General features: G+C 38.4%; 14 protein-coding genes. 3 read left to right on the forward strand and 11 right to left on the reverse strand.

Going from position 1 to position 16,797, the window contains the following annotated elements:
• Positions 1-47: 47 nt before the first annotated feature.
• From nusG to DQM95_RS09440, 5 genes are all read right to left on the reverse strand, one after another.
• Positions 48-590, reverse strand: coding sequence for a transcription termination/antitermination protein NusG (nusG, locus tag DQM95_RS09420; protein WP_037593137.1), 543 nt, complete (start codon positions 588-590; stop codon positions 48-50).
• A gap of 145 nt (positions 591-735) precedes the next feature.
• Entirely contained in the window at positions 736-915 is a 180-nt protein-coding gene (gene secE / locus DQM95_RS09425) for a preprotein translocase subunit SecE (RefSeq protein WP_015912024.1), read from the reverse strand.
• An 11-nt stretch (positions 916-926) separates the two neighbouring features.
• Complete coding sequence (gene rpmG / locus DQM95_RS09430; RefSeq protein WP_015912025.1) at positions 927-1,079, reverse strand: 50S ribosomal protein L33; 153 nt, start codon at positions 1,077-1,079, stop codon at positions 927-929.
• Between the two features lie 49 nt (positions 1,080-1,128).
• Entirely contained in the window at positions 1,129-3,453 is a 2,325-nt protein-coding gene (pbp2a, locus tag DQM95_RS09435) for a penicillin-binding protein PBP2A (protein WP_037593136.1), read from the reverse strand.
• Between the two features lie 32 nt (positions 3,454-3,485).
• The gene (locus DQM95_RS09440; protein ID WP_037593135.1) at positions 3,486-3,872 is read right to left on the reverse strand and encodes a RidA family protein; all 387 of its coding nucleotides are present in this window, start codon (positions 3,870-3,872) and stop codon (positions 3,486-3,488) included.
• Positions 3,873-4,089: 217 nt separating this feature from the next.
• Here DQM95_RS09440 and DQM95_RS09445 point away from each other — a divergent pair, with 217 nt between their 5' ends.
• On the forward strand, positions 4,090-4,278 hold the full coding sequence (locus DQM95_RS09445; protein ID WP_015912028.1) for a hypothetical protein: 189 nt from the start codon (positions 4,090-4,092) through the stop codon (positions 4,276-4,278).
• A complete protein-coding gene (locus tag DQM95_RS09450; RefSeq protein WP_037593134.1) occupies positions 4,265-5,149 on the forward strand; it encodes an RluA family pseudouridine synthase in 885 nt (294 codons plus the stop codon). Before DQM95_RS09445 ends, DQM95_RS09450 begins: the two co-directional genes overlap by 14 nt.
• A 13-nt stretch (positions 5,150-5,162) precedes the next feature.
• On the opposite strand, the gene DQM95_RS09455 is transcribed toward DQM95_RS09450, so the two are convergent.
• Positions 5,163-6,800, reverse strand: a complete 1,638-nt coding sequence (locus DQM95_RS09455) for a zinc ribbon domain-containing protein (RefSeq protein ID WP_037593169.1) — start codon at positions 6,798-6,800, stop codon at positions 5,163-5,165.
• Positions 6,801-6,996: 196 nt separating this feature from the next.
• On the opposite strand from DQM95_RS09455, the gene DQM95_RS09460 reads away from it, so the two are divergent.
• The gene (locus DQM95_RS09460; protein WP_037593133.1) at positions 6,997-8,493 is read left to right on the forward strand and encodes a C69 family dipeptidase; all 1,497 of its coding nucleotides are present in this window, start codon (positions 6,997-6,999) and stop codon (positions 8,491-8,493) included.
• A 107-nt stretch (positions 8,494-8,600) separates the two neighbouring features.
• Here the strand turns inward: DQM95_RS09460 and DQM95_RS09465 are convergent, their stop codons facing one another.
• The 5 genes from DQM95_RS09465 to DQM95_RS09485 all read right to left on the reverse strand — a co-directional run bounded on the left by DQM95_RS09465 (position 8,601) and on the right by DQM95_RS09485 (position 16,671).
• Positions 8,601-11,504, reverse strand: coding sequence for a YSIRK signal domain/LPXTG anchor domain surface protein (locus DQM95_RS09465; protein ID WP_037593132.1), 2,904 nt, complete (start codon positions 11,502-11,504; stop codon positions 8,601-8,603).
• A gap of 161 nt (positions 11,505-11,665) precedes the next feature.
• Positions 11,666-13,294 carry a chaperonin GroEL gene (gene groL, locus DQM95_RS09470; protein WP_111686014.1) on the reverse strand — a complete coding sequence of 543 codons (1,629 nt, stop codon included), beginning with the start codon at positions 13,292-13,294 and terminating at the stop codon, positions 11,666-11,668.
• Between the two features lie 45 nt (positions 13,295-13,339).
• Entirely contained in the window at positions 13,340-13,627 is a 288-nt protein-coding gene (gene groES, locus DQM95_RS09475) for a co-chaperone GroES (protein WP_015912033.1), read from the reverse strand.
• 141 nt (positions 13,628-13,768) lie between these two features.
• Positions 13,769-16,210: an ATP-dependent Clp protease ATP-binding subunit gene (locus DQM95_RS09480; protein WP_046393739.1), complete on the reverse strand. Its 2,442-nt coding sequence runs from the start codon at positions 16,208-16,210 to the stop codon at positions 13,769-13,771.
• Positions 16,210-16,671, reverse strand: a complete 462-nt coding sequence (locus tag DQM95_RS09485; protein ID WP_015912035.1) for a CtsR family transcriptional regulator — start codon at positions 16,669-16,671, stop codon at positions 16,210-16,212. The genes DQM95_RS09480 and DQM95_RS09485 overlap by 1 nt, the downstream gene beginning before the upstream one ends.
• Positions 16,672-16,797: the final 126 nt, after the last annotated feature.

Below are 16,797 nucleotides of genomic sequence, written 5' to 3' on the forward strand. Positions count from 1 at the left end.
GAGATGGCGACATCTCTAGTGTTTAAGGTTATAAAAGACTTTAGAAACTATTGTAATTCAGCAATTTGGTACAATTCAACTTCAGCAATTGTTTCTGAACCGAACATGTTGAGCATTAATTTGACTTTATTGTTTTCAATTTCAACAACGCGTCCTTCTTGTCCCATAAAGGCACCATCAATAATTTGAACCACATCACCTTCTTTAATATTGGTGTCAAAGACATCAACGGTTTGACCCATAGAAAGAAGGATAGCACGAATTTCTTCTTCAAGTAATGGTGTTGGTTTTGAACGGTTACCATGTGAGCCGACAAATCCTGTAACGTTTGGTGTATTACGGACGACAAACCAAGCTTCATCCGTCATGACCATTTCTACCAAGACATAACCTGGGAAACGATTTTCTTCAATTTCCTTTGTTTGTCCATTTTTTTCAACATTAACGGTTTGGGTTGGGATTTCTACTCGTAAAATGTTATCCAACATGTTATAGGTTTGTGCGCGTTGCAAAAGATTTTCTTTTACTTTGTTTTCATAGCCAGAATAAGTCTGAAGCACAAACCAGCCTTTATCAAAAGAATCTAACATATATTTTCCTTTCATTAGAAAAAAGCCTAAGGCGGCTTTTGGAATGTTTTCGTTACTTTCATTATAAAGGAAGGAGGCATCTCTGTCAATGATTTCCCTTCTCAGAAAGCTTAAAACCAAGACCTATGGCCTTGGTTTTTATTGTCTAATTAAAAAAGTCAATGATGCTCAAGACACCTTTTGAAAGTAACTGGTCAAAGATAAAGATAATGATGGTAAAGAAAGCAGTGTACTCTAAGACTGCGATGAAATCTTTCCAACGTTGTTTTCTATTTGGCCAAGTTGTATCTTTCAATAACTTAAAAATACCACTAATGAATCCCATCAAACTCTCCTCTAACGTGTTTCCTTGTGCAAGGTATATTTTTGACAATGTTTACAAAATTTGTTTACTTCTAGTCGTGTCGGTTTAGGCGTACTACTCACTGCTATTGAATAGTTTCGGCTTCCACAATCTACACACGCTAGGCTAGCTTTTTTCTGTGCCATAACGCCCTCCGTAGGAAATATTCTAACACGATTTTTCTATTTGCGCAAGCTATCTGAAATAGTCTACAATACCATTCCAAATGCTTTGTGCTTTTTCTCGAAGACCTGACTGATCGACAGCATCCGTAATGGATTTTGACGCTTCCTCTGCTGATTTTCTGATACTATCTATGATATCTTGGGAACCTTGGGCATTTTCTGTTGTGGTTTCATTAACACCATAAACTGCTGAAATACCATTCATTGCGTAGGCATTGTCCACCGTAAAAGCTGTACCTTTCGTGTATGGCAAAATATAAGAAGCTTGGGTACTAAAAATAGTGGATGCTGTTCCGGCACTTGAATCTGTAAGGTAATGATTTTCGTCGGTCTTGTTAAAACCGATCCACTGACTGATAACAACATCAGGAGTATAACCAATTACCCATTGGTCACCTGACAAGTCAGGATTAAAATCTGTTTCAGTTGTTCCCGTTTTGCCCGCTAAAGTGTAGCCGTAAACATTAGCATTGACCGCTGAACCATTTGAAAATGTTCCAAGCATCATACTGGTCATTTTATCAGCGACAGTTTGGCTAATAACACGTTTGGTCTGATCGGTATGTTCTTTCAGTAATTTTCCACTTGCTGTCTCTATTTTGGTGATTAAATGCGCTTTATGCATGACACCTTTATTGGCAAAAACAGCATAGGCCTGTGCCATTTCAAGTGGGTTTGTCGTAACACTTCCGCCCAAAGCCATACCCAATTCTTTGTTAGCAGAATCCATGTCTAAACCAAATTTTTTCCCGTAAGTCACAGCTTTGTCAATCCCTAACTCTTTTACAGTTGCCACAGCTGGGATATTGTAAGAATTGGCCAAAGCTTGATACATGGGAACATCTTCAGACTCATAGTTTCCGTAGTTATGTGGCTGATAGCCATCAAAATCTTGAATTGTGTTTGGCAAGGTTTTATTCATAGACCAGCCTGAAGCAATAGCTGGTGTATAGACCACTAATGGCTTAATTGTTGAGGCCGGACTACGTTTTGATTGCGTAGCGTAGTTAAAGCTTCGGAAACCTTGATTTTGATCACTATTAACACGACCAACAAGCCCTCTAACTCCACCCGTTTTAGGGTCTAAGGCTACACTGGCGCCTTGAGCAGAGCTTCCATCATAATCAGAAGTTGGAAAGAGACTTGTTGTATCAAAAGTGGTCTGCATACCAACTTGATAATTCTGATCTAACTCCGTATAGATTTTGTAACCATTATTAACTAAATCTTTTTCAGAAATGCCATAGCTTGAAATGGCTTCGTTGACCACCGCATCAAAATAAGAAGGGTATTTATAGTCGTCAGATTTCCCAACATAAGTATCCGCTAACCGATTACCCATTCCAACCGCCTTAGCTTGATCTGCCTCAGCTTGGGAAATTTTACCCGCATCCACCATGGCTGATAGAACCGTATCTCGACGATTGGTTGCATTTTGAATAGAATACAGCGGGTTATATATTTCTGGACCCTTAAGCATTCCTGCTAAAGTGGCCGCCTCATCAAGCGTTAAATTAGCTGCGCTGGTGCCAAAATATTTTTGACTAGCGTCTTCGACGCCCCAAACCCCATTTCCAAAGTAAGAATTATTGAGGTACATGGTCAAAATGTCTTTTTTGGGGTATTTTTTTGTTAATTCCAAAGCTAAGAAGAACTCACGCGCCTTGCGTTTGATCGTTTGGTCTTGCGAAAGATAGGCATTTTTAGCTAATTGTTGTGTTATGGTCGAACCACCACCAAAATGACCAGCTGAGACAATAGCCAATAAGAAGCGTTTCAGATTGATACCATTGTTTTCGTAAAAAGTACGATCCTCGGTCGCAATCACAGCATTTTCTAAGTTGTCAGAAATAGCATCTAATTCAACATAAGTCCCTTTTTGTCCGGATAAACTGCCAGCATATTCCGCCTTGTGATCATAGATAACCGTCGTTGCCTTAAGGGCATTTTGTAAGTCCGATACCTTAGCTGTTTTTGAAAGGTAAAAAAGGTAGGAGCCCACAATGAGGACAAAACTACTGATTGCAATTAACAAAATTTTTCCAATATGGTAACGACGCCAAAAACGCCTAACTGGATGCTGAGGTGACGGAAGAATAGCTTCCATCTTTCGCAACCAAGTAGGCTGTTTTTTCTGTGATTCTTCTGAAGAGTGCTTACTGCGTTGGTAAGCTGAGTGTTGTTTTTTTGTCCTATCATCCATTTCTTCTGATGATAAGGTTTCTTGTGTCATCTGTCTCTTCTCTTCAGAAAACGTATCATTCTCATCAGATACTTGTTTTTCCGCATATTTTTTAGGGAAAAATTTTTTTTGAAGAAGTTCTAAAAATGTCATGGTGATATTATACCACTATGGTTAAGTAAGTTCTACTTTAAAGTTGTGTTTATCGGTTTAGAGTAGGCAATGCCATCTACTTGGAAAAGCAAGCCTTCCGCTCCTCCTTGATGAGCAAATTCAGTCTGAATGGTCTTTCGAGCAGGATATTTCCCATTAAAGCGTTCTTTGATAATTTTTTCCATAACAGGTAAATTCCAAACATCACGGAACAAGCAATCCATTTTAACAACCGCTTCTAAGGTTAAACCAACTAAGCCTAATCGTCTTTCCATTTCATCAAAGGCACCATTTATTTGATCCTCAATAGGTTGTCCAACATTTCCAGTACAATAATTGAGAAAATAAAAGTCCCCAGCTTCAACTAGCCCCGTATGGGCCCATTCTTCATTCACATCATAACGTCTAATACTTTTCATTCGTTATCCTTTTTTATGATTATTCTTATTTCATCATATTATACCAATTAATGAGAAAATCCTGAAATAAAAACCAAACTTTTTAAGCATTTTTCTAAACTATTTTTATCCCTTAATACAACCATTCCGGAATTACTAACAAGAGATTTCCTATGTTTTCAGAGCATAAAAATGCTATAATAGCTAAAAGAAAAAAAGAAAGTAGTAGGTAATTTGGATGAAAAAGTTTGAGGCTTTTAAAGAAACCCTATCTTCAGAAAGTTTAAAAGCGATTTATGAAGAGACAAAATTAGAAGTGGCTAATGATGAACGCGAAGGAACTGAAGCTTTTTCAGCAGCTTTGGCAACTCAAATGGCAATTAATTTAGTTGAAAAATACCATGAATGGCTTAATGAAAACAAATAATCCTAATGGTTTTACTGTTTCATTCAACAATCCTTATCCCGAATCAACAGTTAAAGATTTACTGGAAAAGCACTTATTGATACCTCGCAAAATTCGTCATTTCTTGCGCATCAAAAAACATATTTTGATTAATCACCAAATGGTTAATTGGCAAAACCAAGTTCAAACAGGAGACCATATTACCTTAATCTTTGACGAAGAAGATTACCCAAGTAAGGCAATTGCCTTTGGAAATCCAAAGCTTGTCGACTGTCTCTACCAAGATGAGCATCTCATTGTTGTCAATAAACCTGAAGGAATGAAGAGTCATGCCAACCAACCTGATGAATTAGCCTTACTAAATCATGTATCCGCCTATGTAGGAAAAACATGCTATATTATTCATCGACTGGATAAAGAAACCAGTGGGACAATTTTATTTGCTAAGAACCCTTTTATTCTCCCTATCATGAACCGTATGCTTGAAAATCGTGATATTAGTCGCACCTATTGGGCTTTCGTTTCAGGCACCATCAAAGAGAAAAAATTGACAATTCAAAAACCCATTGGTCGTCATCGTCATGATCGTCGTAAGCGAGTCGTTGACATGAAGCAAGGACAAAAAGCAACCACAATTGTCAAAAAACTCAAAAATGATTCCTCTTCTTTCACACTAGTCGAATGCCATTTAAAAACTGGAAGGACTCATCAAATTCGTGTTCACATGGATGCCATAGGTCATCCTCTCAAAGGAGATCCCCTCTACGCTCCGCATCTACCATTCGAGAGATTGATGCTACATGCCCATCAACTAGAATTCACTCATCCACTCAGCCTTGAAACCATACGGGTGAAAGCAAAATCTGACAGTTTTGAAAAAGGACTTCCTTAGGAAGCCCTTTTTGCTATTGTTTCGTTAAAGGTAAACCTGGTGCCGGTTTCGAAAAATCAAAGTCCTTATCCATACCTGTTTGCCAAATAATCGGTGTTAATTGATTGCCATCTAAATGAAGGCCATAGGCATACTTGATGTTAGCACCACCAATACCACCACCAATGATGAGGATTGAGCTATCAGTTTCTGGGGTGATAATAACCTGGAAATCTCCTGGATTCTTTTCTTCCGTCTTCGTGATTTTTGCTGTTCTACTTTCATCAGCTTTTTTCGGATCTTTGAAATCGATATGACGTGTTACTGTTCCATCCTCAGAAATGGTCAACGTATAGGTAATGTCGTCTTTAGTTCCCTTCCAAGTTCCAACTATGCCATCTGGCAGTAATGACGGTTTTTTAATATTATTTTTTTCACTGGTCACAGAGATATTTTTTGTACCAGCTTGACTAATCACATAACGATCTCCTGATTTTTTGAGCGTTAGTTGTCCACTTAACTCTTGAATGATGTTACCTGAACTGCCTTTTTCAGGGTCTGTTTCTTTTGGATAGGTAAAATCATATGTAGCCGCAAAATCTAAGAGGTAAGACTCCTTGCCGACTTGCGTCATGTCATTTAGGGCAACATTTGGAATGGCAAAACTAGAAGCCTTGCGACTATCTGTTTCCAATTTTGCTTTCACACTTTCTTTTAAACCTTTATAAAAATCGTTATTTATGCCATTTTCGAAGACATCTGCAACTGTCGTTGGATCTTGTCGGCTACTTGTATATGCCATCAGTTGATTAAAAGCAGCTAAAAGATATTCTCCAGCTTTAGTGCGATCTAAGAGATTATCGACCGTTAACTTCAGTTCAGAACCTTCAGCAACCGCTGCAAGATCAACCTTTTCACTTTTAAGCTCACCATCTGGGAAATGTCGTTTTACAAAAGCTTTGCTACCATTAGTAATGGGATAGTCTGTGACTTGATACTGACCATTTTTTAGAGTACCGACGCGATCCTCGTCAAAATAAAGCTCACCTTCTGTAAGATTACTGCTTACTGTAAAATTCTTAAATGTAACAGATAAATCTAGTACTGGTTTTTGCCCATCATATTTTTTAGTAACTTTGATTTTTTTATCTTTGTAAGTTCCATTGATACTTGCACTGTAGTCAGCAATTGGTAACCTTTTTAATTCTGTCGTAAAATTTTCCGAATTAGATGTTGCTACTTTTTTCTGATTTAAGAGCAGATCCATATTAGGGACATTCGTTTTTAAGGTTAGTGACATTGGTTTCATGGCTACCCGATAATCCGGAAAAATCCAAAAATGATGTCCAATGGACTTAATGTATACTGGATCAGAGGCCGTTGCACTTTTGAGCTCTTTTTTTAATGAGGAAATCTCTGATTTTGGAAGAGGCGTGAATGAAGCAAAAGCTGCTTGATCATTCGTAATGATTTCATCGGTATCATCCCAGACTAAAAAAGCTTTAATATTTTCAAAGGACCCGCCATTCTTTTTACTTTTAGCAACAACATAACGATCAATCACGGCTGACTTTGAATAATAAAAAGAACCTAAGGCAATCAGAGCTACAAGCAAAATACCTAAAACAATGGATGTTCGTTTGAACCATTTTCTTTGAAATATCTTTTTCATCTTTTGACCTTCCATTTCTTATCTTTTTATTATACCAAAATATGAATCAATAGTTATTTAAAAAGATAACAAGACCTATTATCAGTTTATCATGATATATTACGGAAAATGTCACAATTTTGACTTTTGTCTTGAAATTCTTGATTGACTGGCTTATAATATTTTTGGAAGCGCCTACATTTTATGGAGGTTTGTTATGAACACGAAGAAATTTACGCTAGCAACTGTTACTGTTATGACAGCGCTAGCTTGCTACTCATCTGCGGAAGCTTGTACAGGTTTTATCATCGGCAAAAACCTGACAACTGACGGATCGACATTATTTGGTCGAACAGAAGACTTAGAACCAAACCACAATAAGACTTTCATCGTTCGTCCTGCTAAAGATAACAAAGCTGGTGACAAATGGAAAGATCAAGCCAATGGCTTTGAATACCCATTACCTGAACATTCTTTTAAATACACTGCTGTTCCTGATGTAACGCCCAAATATGGGGTTTACGATGAAGCTGGTTTCAACGAACATGGGGTTTCCATGTCTGCGACTGTATCGGCTTCAGCTAACGATAAAATTTTAGAAAAAGACCCTTATGTGAAAGATGGCTTGGCAGAATCTTCTATCACTTCAGTTGTGTTACCTAGTATCAAAACCGCCAGAGAAGGTATTGAACTGATTGCTAAAATCGTCTCAGAAAAAGGTTCCGCTGAAGGCAATATCCTTACTATTGCCGATAAAGATGGTATCTGGTACATGGAAATTCTGTCCGGGCACCAATATGTCGCTATTAAATTCCCTGACGACAAATTTGCTGTTTTCCCGAATACTTTCTATCTAGGGCATGTCGATTTCAACGATAAAGAAAACACTATTGCATCAGATGGTGTGGAAAAACTAGCCAAAGATGCTGGCACCTATCAAGAAGTTGATGGTCAATTCCATATCGCTAAATCCTACAATCCAAAAATGGCTGATGCCAACCGCTCTCGTGTGTTCTCAGGTATTAAATCACTAGACCCAGATTCAACAGTAACCTATGAAGACGACAACTACGAATTATTGCAAAGCACTGATAAAAAATTCTCTTTAGAAGATGCTATGAAATTGCAACGTAATCGTTTTGAAGGATTGGATTTGAAGCCTTTGGATCAAATGGAATTAGATGGTAAAGGTAAACCTAAATCTAAAGATGCTGTTAAAGGTTATGCTTACCCTATCTCTAATCCAAACGTTATGGAAGCTCACGTCTTCCAATTAAAAGATGATATTCCTGCTGAAATGGGCGGCGGTGTCATGTGGTTATCAATCGGTAGCCCAAGAAATGCTCCTTATCTACCATACTTAGGAAATATTAGTCAAACTTATAAAGCATACCAAGAAGATAGTACCAAATACAATAAAGATTCTTGGTACTGGACAGTTTCCCATATCAACGATATGGTTGCAGCTAATCCTAAAAAATTTGGCACTAAGGTAATTGATGAAGTTAAAGGTCTTGAAAAAACTTGGATGACTGAACAAGAAGCAACTACTAAAGAAGTTGCTGAGTTAGTGACAAGCGACCCTAAAGCTGCTCAAGAAAAAGCTGATAAAGTATCAATGGACAGAGCTGAAAAAACCTTCAAACGCTTGAAAGAAATTGAAGCTAAGTTAGAAAAACAAAGTCCAAAAAAAGATAAAAAAGCTAAAAAATAAGGCTATTTAATCATATGGAAAGGTTTAAGAAATCAAAACATTCTTAAACCTTTCTTTTTGTATATCAAAAATGCTCCTAATCGGAATTAGGAGCATTTGATTATTTGTTATTCGTCTTCTTTTTTCTTAAGTCCTAAACCTAGACTCATTAATAAGAGACTTGACATGAGTGTCACGAGTAGATTTTGGTCATCACCAGTTGTTGGCAAACTTTCTTTTGGAGCTGAAACAGCTTCAACTTTAGCCCTTGTCTGAACCGGAGCTTTAACAACTTCAACTGTAACAGTAGTAGCTGATTGGCCTTTTTCAGGACTTATCACTTCTGATGTTTCTGGTTTCGGTGTTACAATTTCTGGTACTGGAACTACAACTTCAACTACTTTCGTTCCACGCGCTATGACTTGATCAACAGCAGCAACAACAATAGTTGGGGAACTGTAGGCAATGTTTTCAAAATGAGAATTTGCACCATCTTGAATAAAATTAAAGGATTGAACTGTCTCGATTTGAGTCCCTCCAACACCTTCTTGAATGACTTTTTCTAAGCCAGCAGCTAAGCTATCATCATTAACATACTGCGTTAAGAAAGGAATAGCACTTAGTTTAGATTTACCAACTTGATATTGAACAATCATTGGTCTCATGGCTGTGATAGTAGCTTCTGTTGTACTTGGTGTCACAATACCTGTCACAGGATCAACACTATAGGTTGTTGTGCTACGTATTAAGCCATCTTGACCTGCATCCAAAACTTTAACTTGCCAGTCACCCAATGAACCATCTGTGACTTCTTGATAAACAATAGTCATTGGAACACTAGTGTCAACAACGGTAGGTTGAGTACCTTTTGTAATAATTTGATTTTGAACAGGGGTAGATGAAATAACCGTCTGAGTTGCTACCAACTGGTTATTACTATCTAGTGAGTAGGTCGTGCGAATGGTTTCTGTCCCATCGACACCTGCTTGTACACGGTCAGTCTGTCCAGTAGGGTCATAGGCGAAACTGGTATCTCCCACATAAACTGTTGTGTAAGGTGTTGTTGTAGTTGTTTCCTCTGGCATTGCTCCGTAAATGACTTGACCATTTACTGGAGCTGTTGTCGTAGTAGTGACAAGATATGGGACAACTTGAGCTGTTCTAGGGTATTCAAATAAACGGTTGTATAAGCTGGCAAAATAAAATTCCGTTTCCGCAAATGGGCTATAACCTGAACCATCACCTGGATTGTAGGCATCTCCAGTATAAGGATTGGCAATATATGTCGAGTATGGTGTTCCAAAGAGACGGTGCATGATATACTGGCTGAGCCCTTCAGCAAAAGCTTCTTCGCTGTTATCTCTGTAGTAAGACCAAACATCCGGTCGGTCAAAATAGGTATGGTAGACATCTAAGAACTCTTGGGTATCTGAAAAGGCCATGACCGTGCTAAGACTACCATCTGTATTACGGTCAGTCGTTTCTGAATAGAGGCCACTCTTAAAGTCGATAATATGCGTCATTTCATGAAGCACTGTTGAAACCAATTTCAGATTATTGGCTTCATATTTTAAGGCAATCGTCTGATCAGCTGAATTGGAGAGACCTAGAGTTGTTGTTCCCATGCCGGGAATTTGCCCATCGTAAATAGTAAGTTCTGAGATAGCACGCTGAACCTCAACAGGTAGAGCTGCCAGCTTTGCTTCAAAATCAGCTTGTTGAGTGGCTGACATGGTTGTATTGCTATAATCAACGACGATAGCGACACTGTCTTTATAATTATTGTAACGTAGTGTCAATGACTCAAATTGACTGGTCATCATGTCCATTGCAGACTGCTGATCTGTGGTAAGAGTGCCTAATGAAAGTAATTGATTGTAAGCTAATTGAGCACGCAAATAGTCCGCTTTAATATCAGCATATAAAGCATCATTGATAATATTACTACTATGGTATCTTAAAAAATCATCACTTGAGGTGCTTAAATCTTCTGGAACAATTTCTAAGCCATAATCCTGGGCAGATGTATTCCATAAATCTTGTTTACTAGTATCTAACAGACGAGAGTAAAAAGCATTATCATCAGTTAAACCGGTAAGAGTACGTAACCTTGTATTTGTTGGATCTAGCATTTCACTCGTTACTGGACGAATCACTTGCTGTCGAGTTGTCGCCCCATCAGGATTGGTCACTGTGATATAATCATACATATAGTTTTCTGCAAATTGAGCATACTCACGTACTGTTGATTCTGACCTGTTAAAGTCCGGTGTTAACGTTGGGATTGGAACAAAAAGTTGATCAATGCTAACGCGGTCACTTGGCAATGTTTGCGTTGTATCAACATGATAGAAGGGTTGATCAATCCACTTATAATCTTCTGAAAGCACCGACGGACTGACTGGTGCCGTTGTGGCTGTTTCAATTTTATAGGTGGTAGTCGTCGTTGTTTGACCATCAACTGCAGGGATAACAATATCTGTTCCGACAGGTTTTGTCACGTCAATACTATAAGTCGTTGTGGCTACCTGTGTACTGATTACCTGACTTGTCGATTTTGTACCCAAAACAATAACTGTTTCCGTAGATTCAATATGTTCATCTGTCACAATTGGATTGCCATTAGCATCTAAAGCAGCTGTTTGAGTCGTAATAATAGAACCATCTATTCCTTGAACTTGGGTAGCACGATAGCCAACTGGTTGATTAGGATCTGAGACATAACGAATTGGGCTAGCAATTGGTATTCTAGTAACACTTGGTGCTGTAGTCGCAGCTGCTAATACCGGACTTGTTGCCGTGACATTTGACCTTGTGTCGGTCGTGATTGGAGCTATTGTAGCCGCCAATTGACTAGACGTACTCTCTAAAACTGGACTTGTTGTCGTTAGGCTTTTGTCAACCGAAGGTGTCATAAGACTAACTTCATCAGCACTTGCAACCTGTGTTGTCAGCACGACTCCTAGTAAAACGCTTCCAACACCAAGGGCCGTTTTGCGGATACTAAAAATCTCTTTTTTGGTTTTGAACATTTTCTCAACTCTCTCCTTGTTACCCCAAAATATTATCGGTTAACCTGATTGTAGCACATAAATGTCTACACAACAAAAGCTTTTGCTATAATTTTAAAAAAATTAAAAAAGCCCAGATAGACTTCTATCTAGGCTTTTTTTCTATTCAATATTTTAAAGAATTACATCATTCCACCCATCATGCTTGGGTCCATTCCTCCTGGCATTGCTGGGGCAGCTGGTTCTGGTTTATTAGCCACAACAGCTTCAGTTGTTAAGATGAGACTTGCAACTGAAGCAGCATTTTGAAGAGCTGAGCGAGTAACTTTGACAGGGTCAATGATACCTGTTTCAATCATATCTACCCAGTCACCTGTTGCAGCATTGAATCCTGTTCCAACTGGACTATTTTTCAATTTATCAATGACAACTGATCCTTCATAACCAGCATTATAAGCAATTTGACGAACTGGTTCTTCGAGAGCACGAAGGACAATGTTACGTCCGGTTGCTTCATCGCCAGTAAGTTCTAAGGCTGCCACTTTGTCAATAACCGTAACAAGTGCTGTTCCACCACCTGATACAATACCTTCTTCAACTGCTGCACGAGTTGCATTAAGGGCATCTTCAATGCGTAATTTCATTTCTTTAAGTTCTGTTTCTGTTGCAGCACCTACTTTAATAACTGCCACACCACCAGCTAACTTAGCCAAACGTTCTTGTAATTTTTCACGATCAAACTCAGAAGTTGTTGTTTCTAACTGTGATTTGATCAATCCAACACGGTTAGCAATTGCTTCCGCAGAGCCAGCACCTTCAACAATAACTGTGGAATCCTTGTCTACAGTCACTTTAGCTGCTTGACCGAGCGTAGCAATTGTTGCATCCTTAAGGTCTAAACCTAAATCTTCAGTAATAACTGTTCCACCTGTCAAGATAGCGATATCTTCTAGCATGGCTTTACGGCGATCGCCAAAGCCAGGGGCTTTAACAGCAACAACGTTGAATGTTCCACGAATTTTATTTAAAACAAGTGTTGGCAAAGCTTCACCATCAACATCATCTGCAATAATGAGAAGGGGACGACTGGTTTTAAGCACTTCTTCCAATAACGGTAAAATTTCTTGAATATTTGATACTTTTTTATCTGTGATTAAGATAAATGGGTTTTCAAGATCAGCAACCATTTTTTCATTATCTGTTACCATATATTGTGATAAGTATCCGCGGTCAAATTGCATCCCTTCAACCACTTCAAGTTCTGTTTCCATACCACGTGATTCTTCAATTGTGATAACACCATCATTGCCTACACGTTCCATGGCTTCTGAGATATACTCCCCAACTTTTTCTGAACGTGATGACACGGCAGCTACTTGGGCAATAGCCTCTTTTCCGGAAACTGGTTGGGCAATAGCTTTTAATTCTTCAACTGCGGCTGATGTTGCTTTTTCAATACCGCGACGAATGCCAATTGGATTAGCCCCTGCAGTGACATTTTTTAACCCTTCTCGGACAATTGCTTGAGTTAATACTGTTGCTGTAGTTGTTCCATCTCCTGCGATATCATTGGTTTTTGAAGCAACTTCTGAAACCAATTTAGCTCCCATATTTTCGAAATGGTCTTCTAATTCAATTTCTTTTGCAATGGTTACCCCGTCATTTGTGATTAGTGGTGAACCAAATGCTTTTTCAAGAACAACGTTACGACCTTTTGGGCCCAAAGTTACTTTTACAGTATCTGCTAAAATATCTACCCCACGCACCATTGCTGCACGCGCATCTGCTGAAAATTTAATGTCTTTTGCCATCTTTTATCCTTCTTTCTTTTCTTAACTTCTATCTTAAAGGATTGTTTATCCTAAAATCGCAATAATATCAGCTTCCCGAATAATTGCTAATTTCTCATCTTCATGAGTTACTTCTAAAACCTGACCATCTTCTACTAAGACCATTTGACCAACTGTAACAGATGGAGGGACAACTTCACCTGTAATCGTACGCATGCCAGTTTCACTCACAGCAACAACTGTTGCTTTTCTGGTTGACTCTTTATGATTGCCTGCGAGTACAAAACCACCAACTGTTTGTTCTTTTTCTTCTTCAAATCTAACGACCACGCGGTCTCCTAATGGTTTTAACATCTGTATTTCCTCCAATAAAAAGAATCTGATTAAATATTAGCACTCTTTAAAGAAGAGTGCCAATTCCAATTTCTATTTTATCACTTGGTCAAAATTAGTCAAGAAAAAAAGTCCCTCTTTTTTGAGGAGACTCCTTTTCATTTAGACCATATCAAATTTTAATTTACCTTGGCTCATACCAATTTTTAAAGTCTTACCAGTTTTAAGTTGACCAGATAAAATGAATTCTGACAACTTGTCTTCGATTTCTGTTTGGATGGTTCGTCTTAGTGGCCTTGCCCCCATCTCAACATCATAACCGACTTCAGACAAATATTTTAATGCAGATGGTTGCATTTTGAGGGTAATCCCTTTTTCTTCCAAGTTCTTAATCAAGGGTTGAACCATAATCGTGACAACTTGTCGCATGTCTTCTTGACTTAAGCTATGGAAGACAACTTTTTCATCAATTCGGTTGATAAATTCTGGTCGGTAGGTTTTTTTCAATTCTTCTAAGATGCGTTTTTCCATGGCCGAATGATCATGGTTGATATCTTTAGCACCAAATCCAACCGTTTTATCATCTCGAAGCGCTGTAGCACCTAAATTACTTGTCATGATAATGATTGTATTTGAAAAATCGACTTTTCGCCCACGAGAATCCGTTAATTGTCCATCATCCAAGACTTGTAACAAAACATTAAAGATATCTGGATGGGCTTTTTCAACTTCATCGAAGAGAAGAACAGAATAGGGCTTGTTACGTACTTTTTCGGTCAACTCACCGCCCTCGTCATAGCCAACATATCCTGGAGGTGCTCCATTTAAACGGCTAGCAGCGAATTTTTCCATGTATTCTGACATATCAAAACGAATGAGAGCTGATTCATCATCGAATAAGAGTTCTGCTAAAGCTTTTGCTAATTCTGTTTTCCCAACACCTGTCGGTCCAAGGAACATAAAGGAGCCAATCGGACGTTTACCTGTTCGAATACCAGACTGATTGCGTCTGATAGCTCTTGAAATTGCTGAGACTGCATCCTCTTGACCGATAACACGCTTATGCAATTCTTTTTCCAGGTTAAGGTATTTCTGACTATCTGCCTTGCTAATTTTTTCCAGTGGAATTCCTGACAATTTACTTAATGTAGACATGATATCTTCTTCAGTAACAGGAGTTGGTTTCTGGGGCTTAGCCTTGGAAGCTTTCAAAAGTTGGCTAACTGTTTTAAAATCACCTTTTATGATGGCTTGGTCAATGGGTGTGATGAAGGCAGGCGCCTCTTTTTTGACGAAACTTTGAACCGTTGCGCTAGCTTCATCTAATAAATCAATCGCAGAATCAGGTAAGTGCTTGCTCGTCAAATAGCGATGAGCAACTTTGACTGCTGTTTTGATGGCTTGATCCGAGATGGTGACATTATGATAGCTTTCGTAAGATTTTTTCAACCCTGATAGTATCTTGTAGGCATCCTCTACACTTGGTTCTTCAATCAAAACTTTTGAGAAACGACGAGATAAAGCGGCATCTTTTTCAATATGTTTTTGATACTCTTCTTGAGTAGTTGCCCCAACCATATGTAGGGTTCCTCTTGAGAGAGCTGGTTTGAGGATATTTGCAGCATCTAAAGTGCTATCAATACCACTGCCAGATCCCATAATAGTGTGTAATTCATCGACAAAGAGAATGATATGACCATCACTTTCAATATCATCAATAATTTGATTCATGCGTTCTTCAAAATCACCACGAAAACGCGTACCTGCCACCACACTCATCATGTCTAATTCTAAGACACGCATATCACGAAGTTCATATGGAATCTCACCAGTCACAATCCGTTGGGCTAAGCCATAGGCCAATGCTGTCTTACCAACACCAGCCTCACCGACTAAAACTGGATTATTTTTCGTTTTACGACTTAAGACTTGAACCATTCGAGTGATTTCTTTTTCTCTGCCAATAACAGGCTCAAGTAAGCCTTGACTTGCCATTTCTGTCAAATCTCTCGTATAATCTGATAATTCTCCCGCAGTGCCAGCTGGTTTCATCATATCTGAGAAAGTACCGCCTGTTTTGGCTTTTTTGGGTTTTCTGAGTTCGTAGATAGCTTTAATGGTTTCTTTACTATAAGCAGCTTGAATTTCAATGGCTTTTCTTAAATCAGCCAATTTCAAATCGCCTTTGCCATCATCTTTGATTTTAAATCCAGCTAATTCTAGCAAACGAGTTGCCATAATATCAGGATTTAATAAGATAGCAAAAAGAACATGCTCTGATCCTACTTCATTGGCATGTGTAACATTTCGAATAGCATCAGCAATGGACAAAATATGAGAAAGTGTTTTTGACTGACCTTTATATTCAAACTCCTTAATATCATCATTTGGAGCTTTGCCAATGGCTAAGATAGCTGCCGCTTCATATTCTTCCAAGGCAACCTTATTTTCAAATTCATTAAAAACAAGGCCAGCTAGTGAATTATTAACAACAACCATTGCCAATAAGAGGTGCCAAGTTTCTAAATAGGGGCTATCAAAACGCGCCGCTTGGTATTGTGCTTGTTTAAAAATAGCTTGCATTTTGAGTGAATAATCTGTCATTAATTACTTCCCTTTCTGTCAATTCGTTGCAACAAACGGTAAAGCATTCGCGCACGAATCACTGAGGCATCTTTTCCTAAAACATCATCAGAAGCCATTGCTAAGATGACGTTTCCCTCACGTTCTGTTATTAAATGTTCATCAAATAGCAGTTGGATGGAATCTGTGAAAACCACCTCACTAACCTGCGACCCGATGTTAGCCATTAAATTGCCAATCAGATGGTGCTTATCTGAAAAGCGTACTTTGGCTATCCGGATGTAGCCACCACCGCCTCGTTTACTTTCGACTTCATAGCCACGGCTCTCTGTAAAACGCGTTTTAATGACATAATTGATTTGACTAGGTACCACTTGAAAGGAATCAGCCAATAGGGAACGTTTAATTTCTGCAATCCCAGACTGCGCCAATAGTTCTTTGATGTATTCTTCAATGCTATCAGATGTGTTTTTTGTTGGCATTACCTACTCCTTCTTTCAAACGATATAACCTTAAAAATTTGTCAAATAAGTCTATGAGGTTTTTTGACTAAAACTGACTTTTATTATAACAAATTGCTCTCTAGAAAAGCAAATCTTTATGTTTAA

Origin of the sequence: Streptococcus uberis, from assembly GCF_900475595.1 — a bacterium.
GTDB lineage: Bacteria > Bacillota > Bacilli > Lactobacillales > Streptococcaceae > Streptococcus > Streptococcus uberis.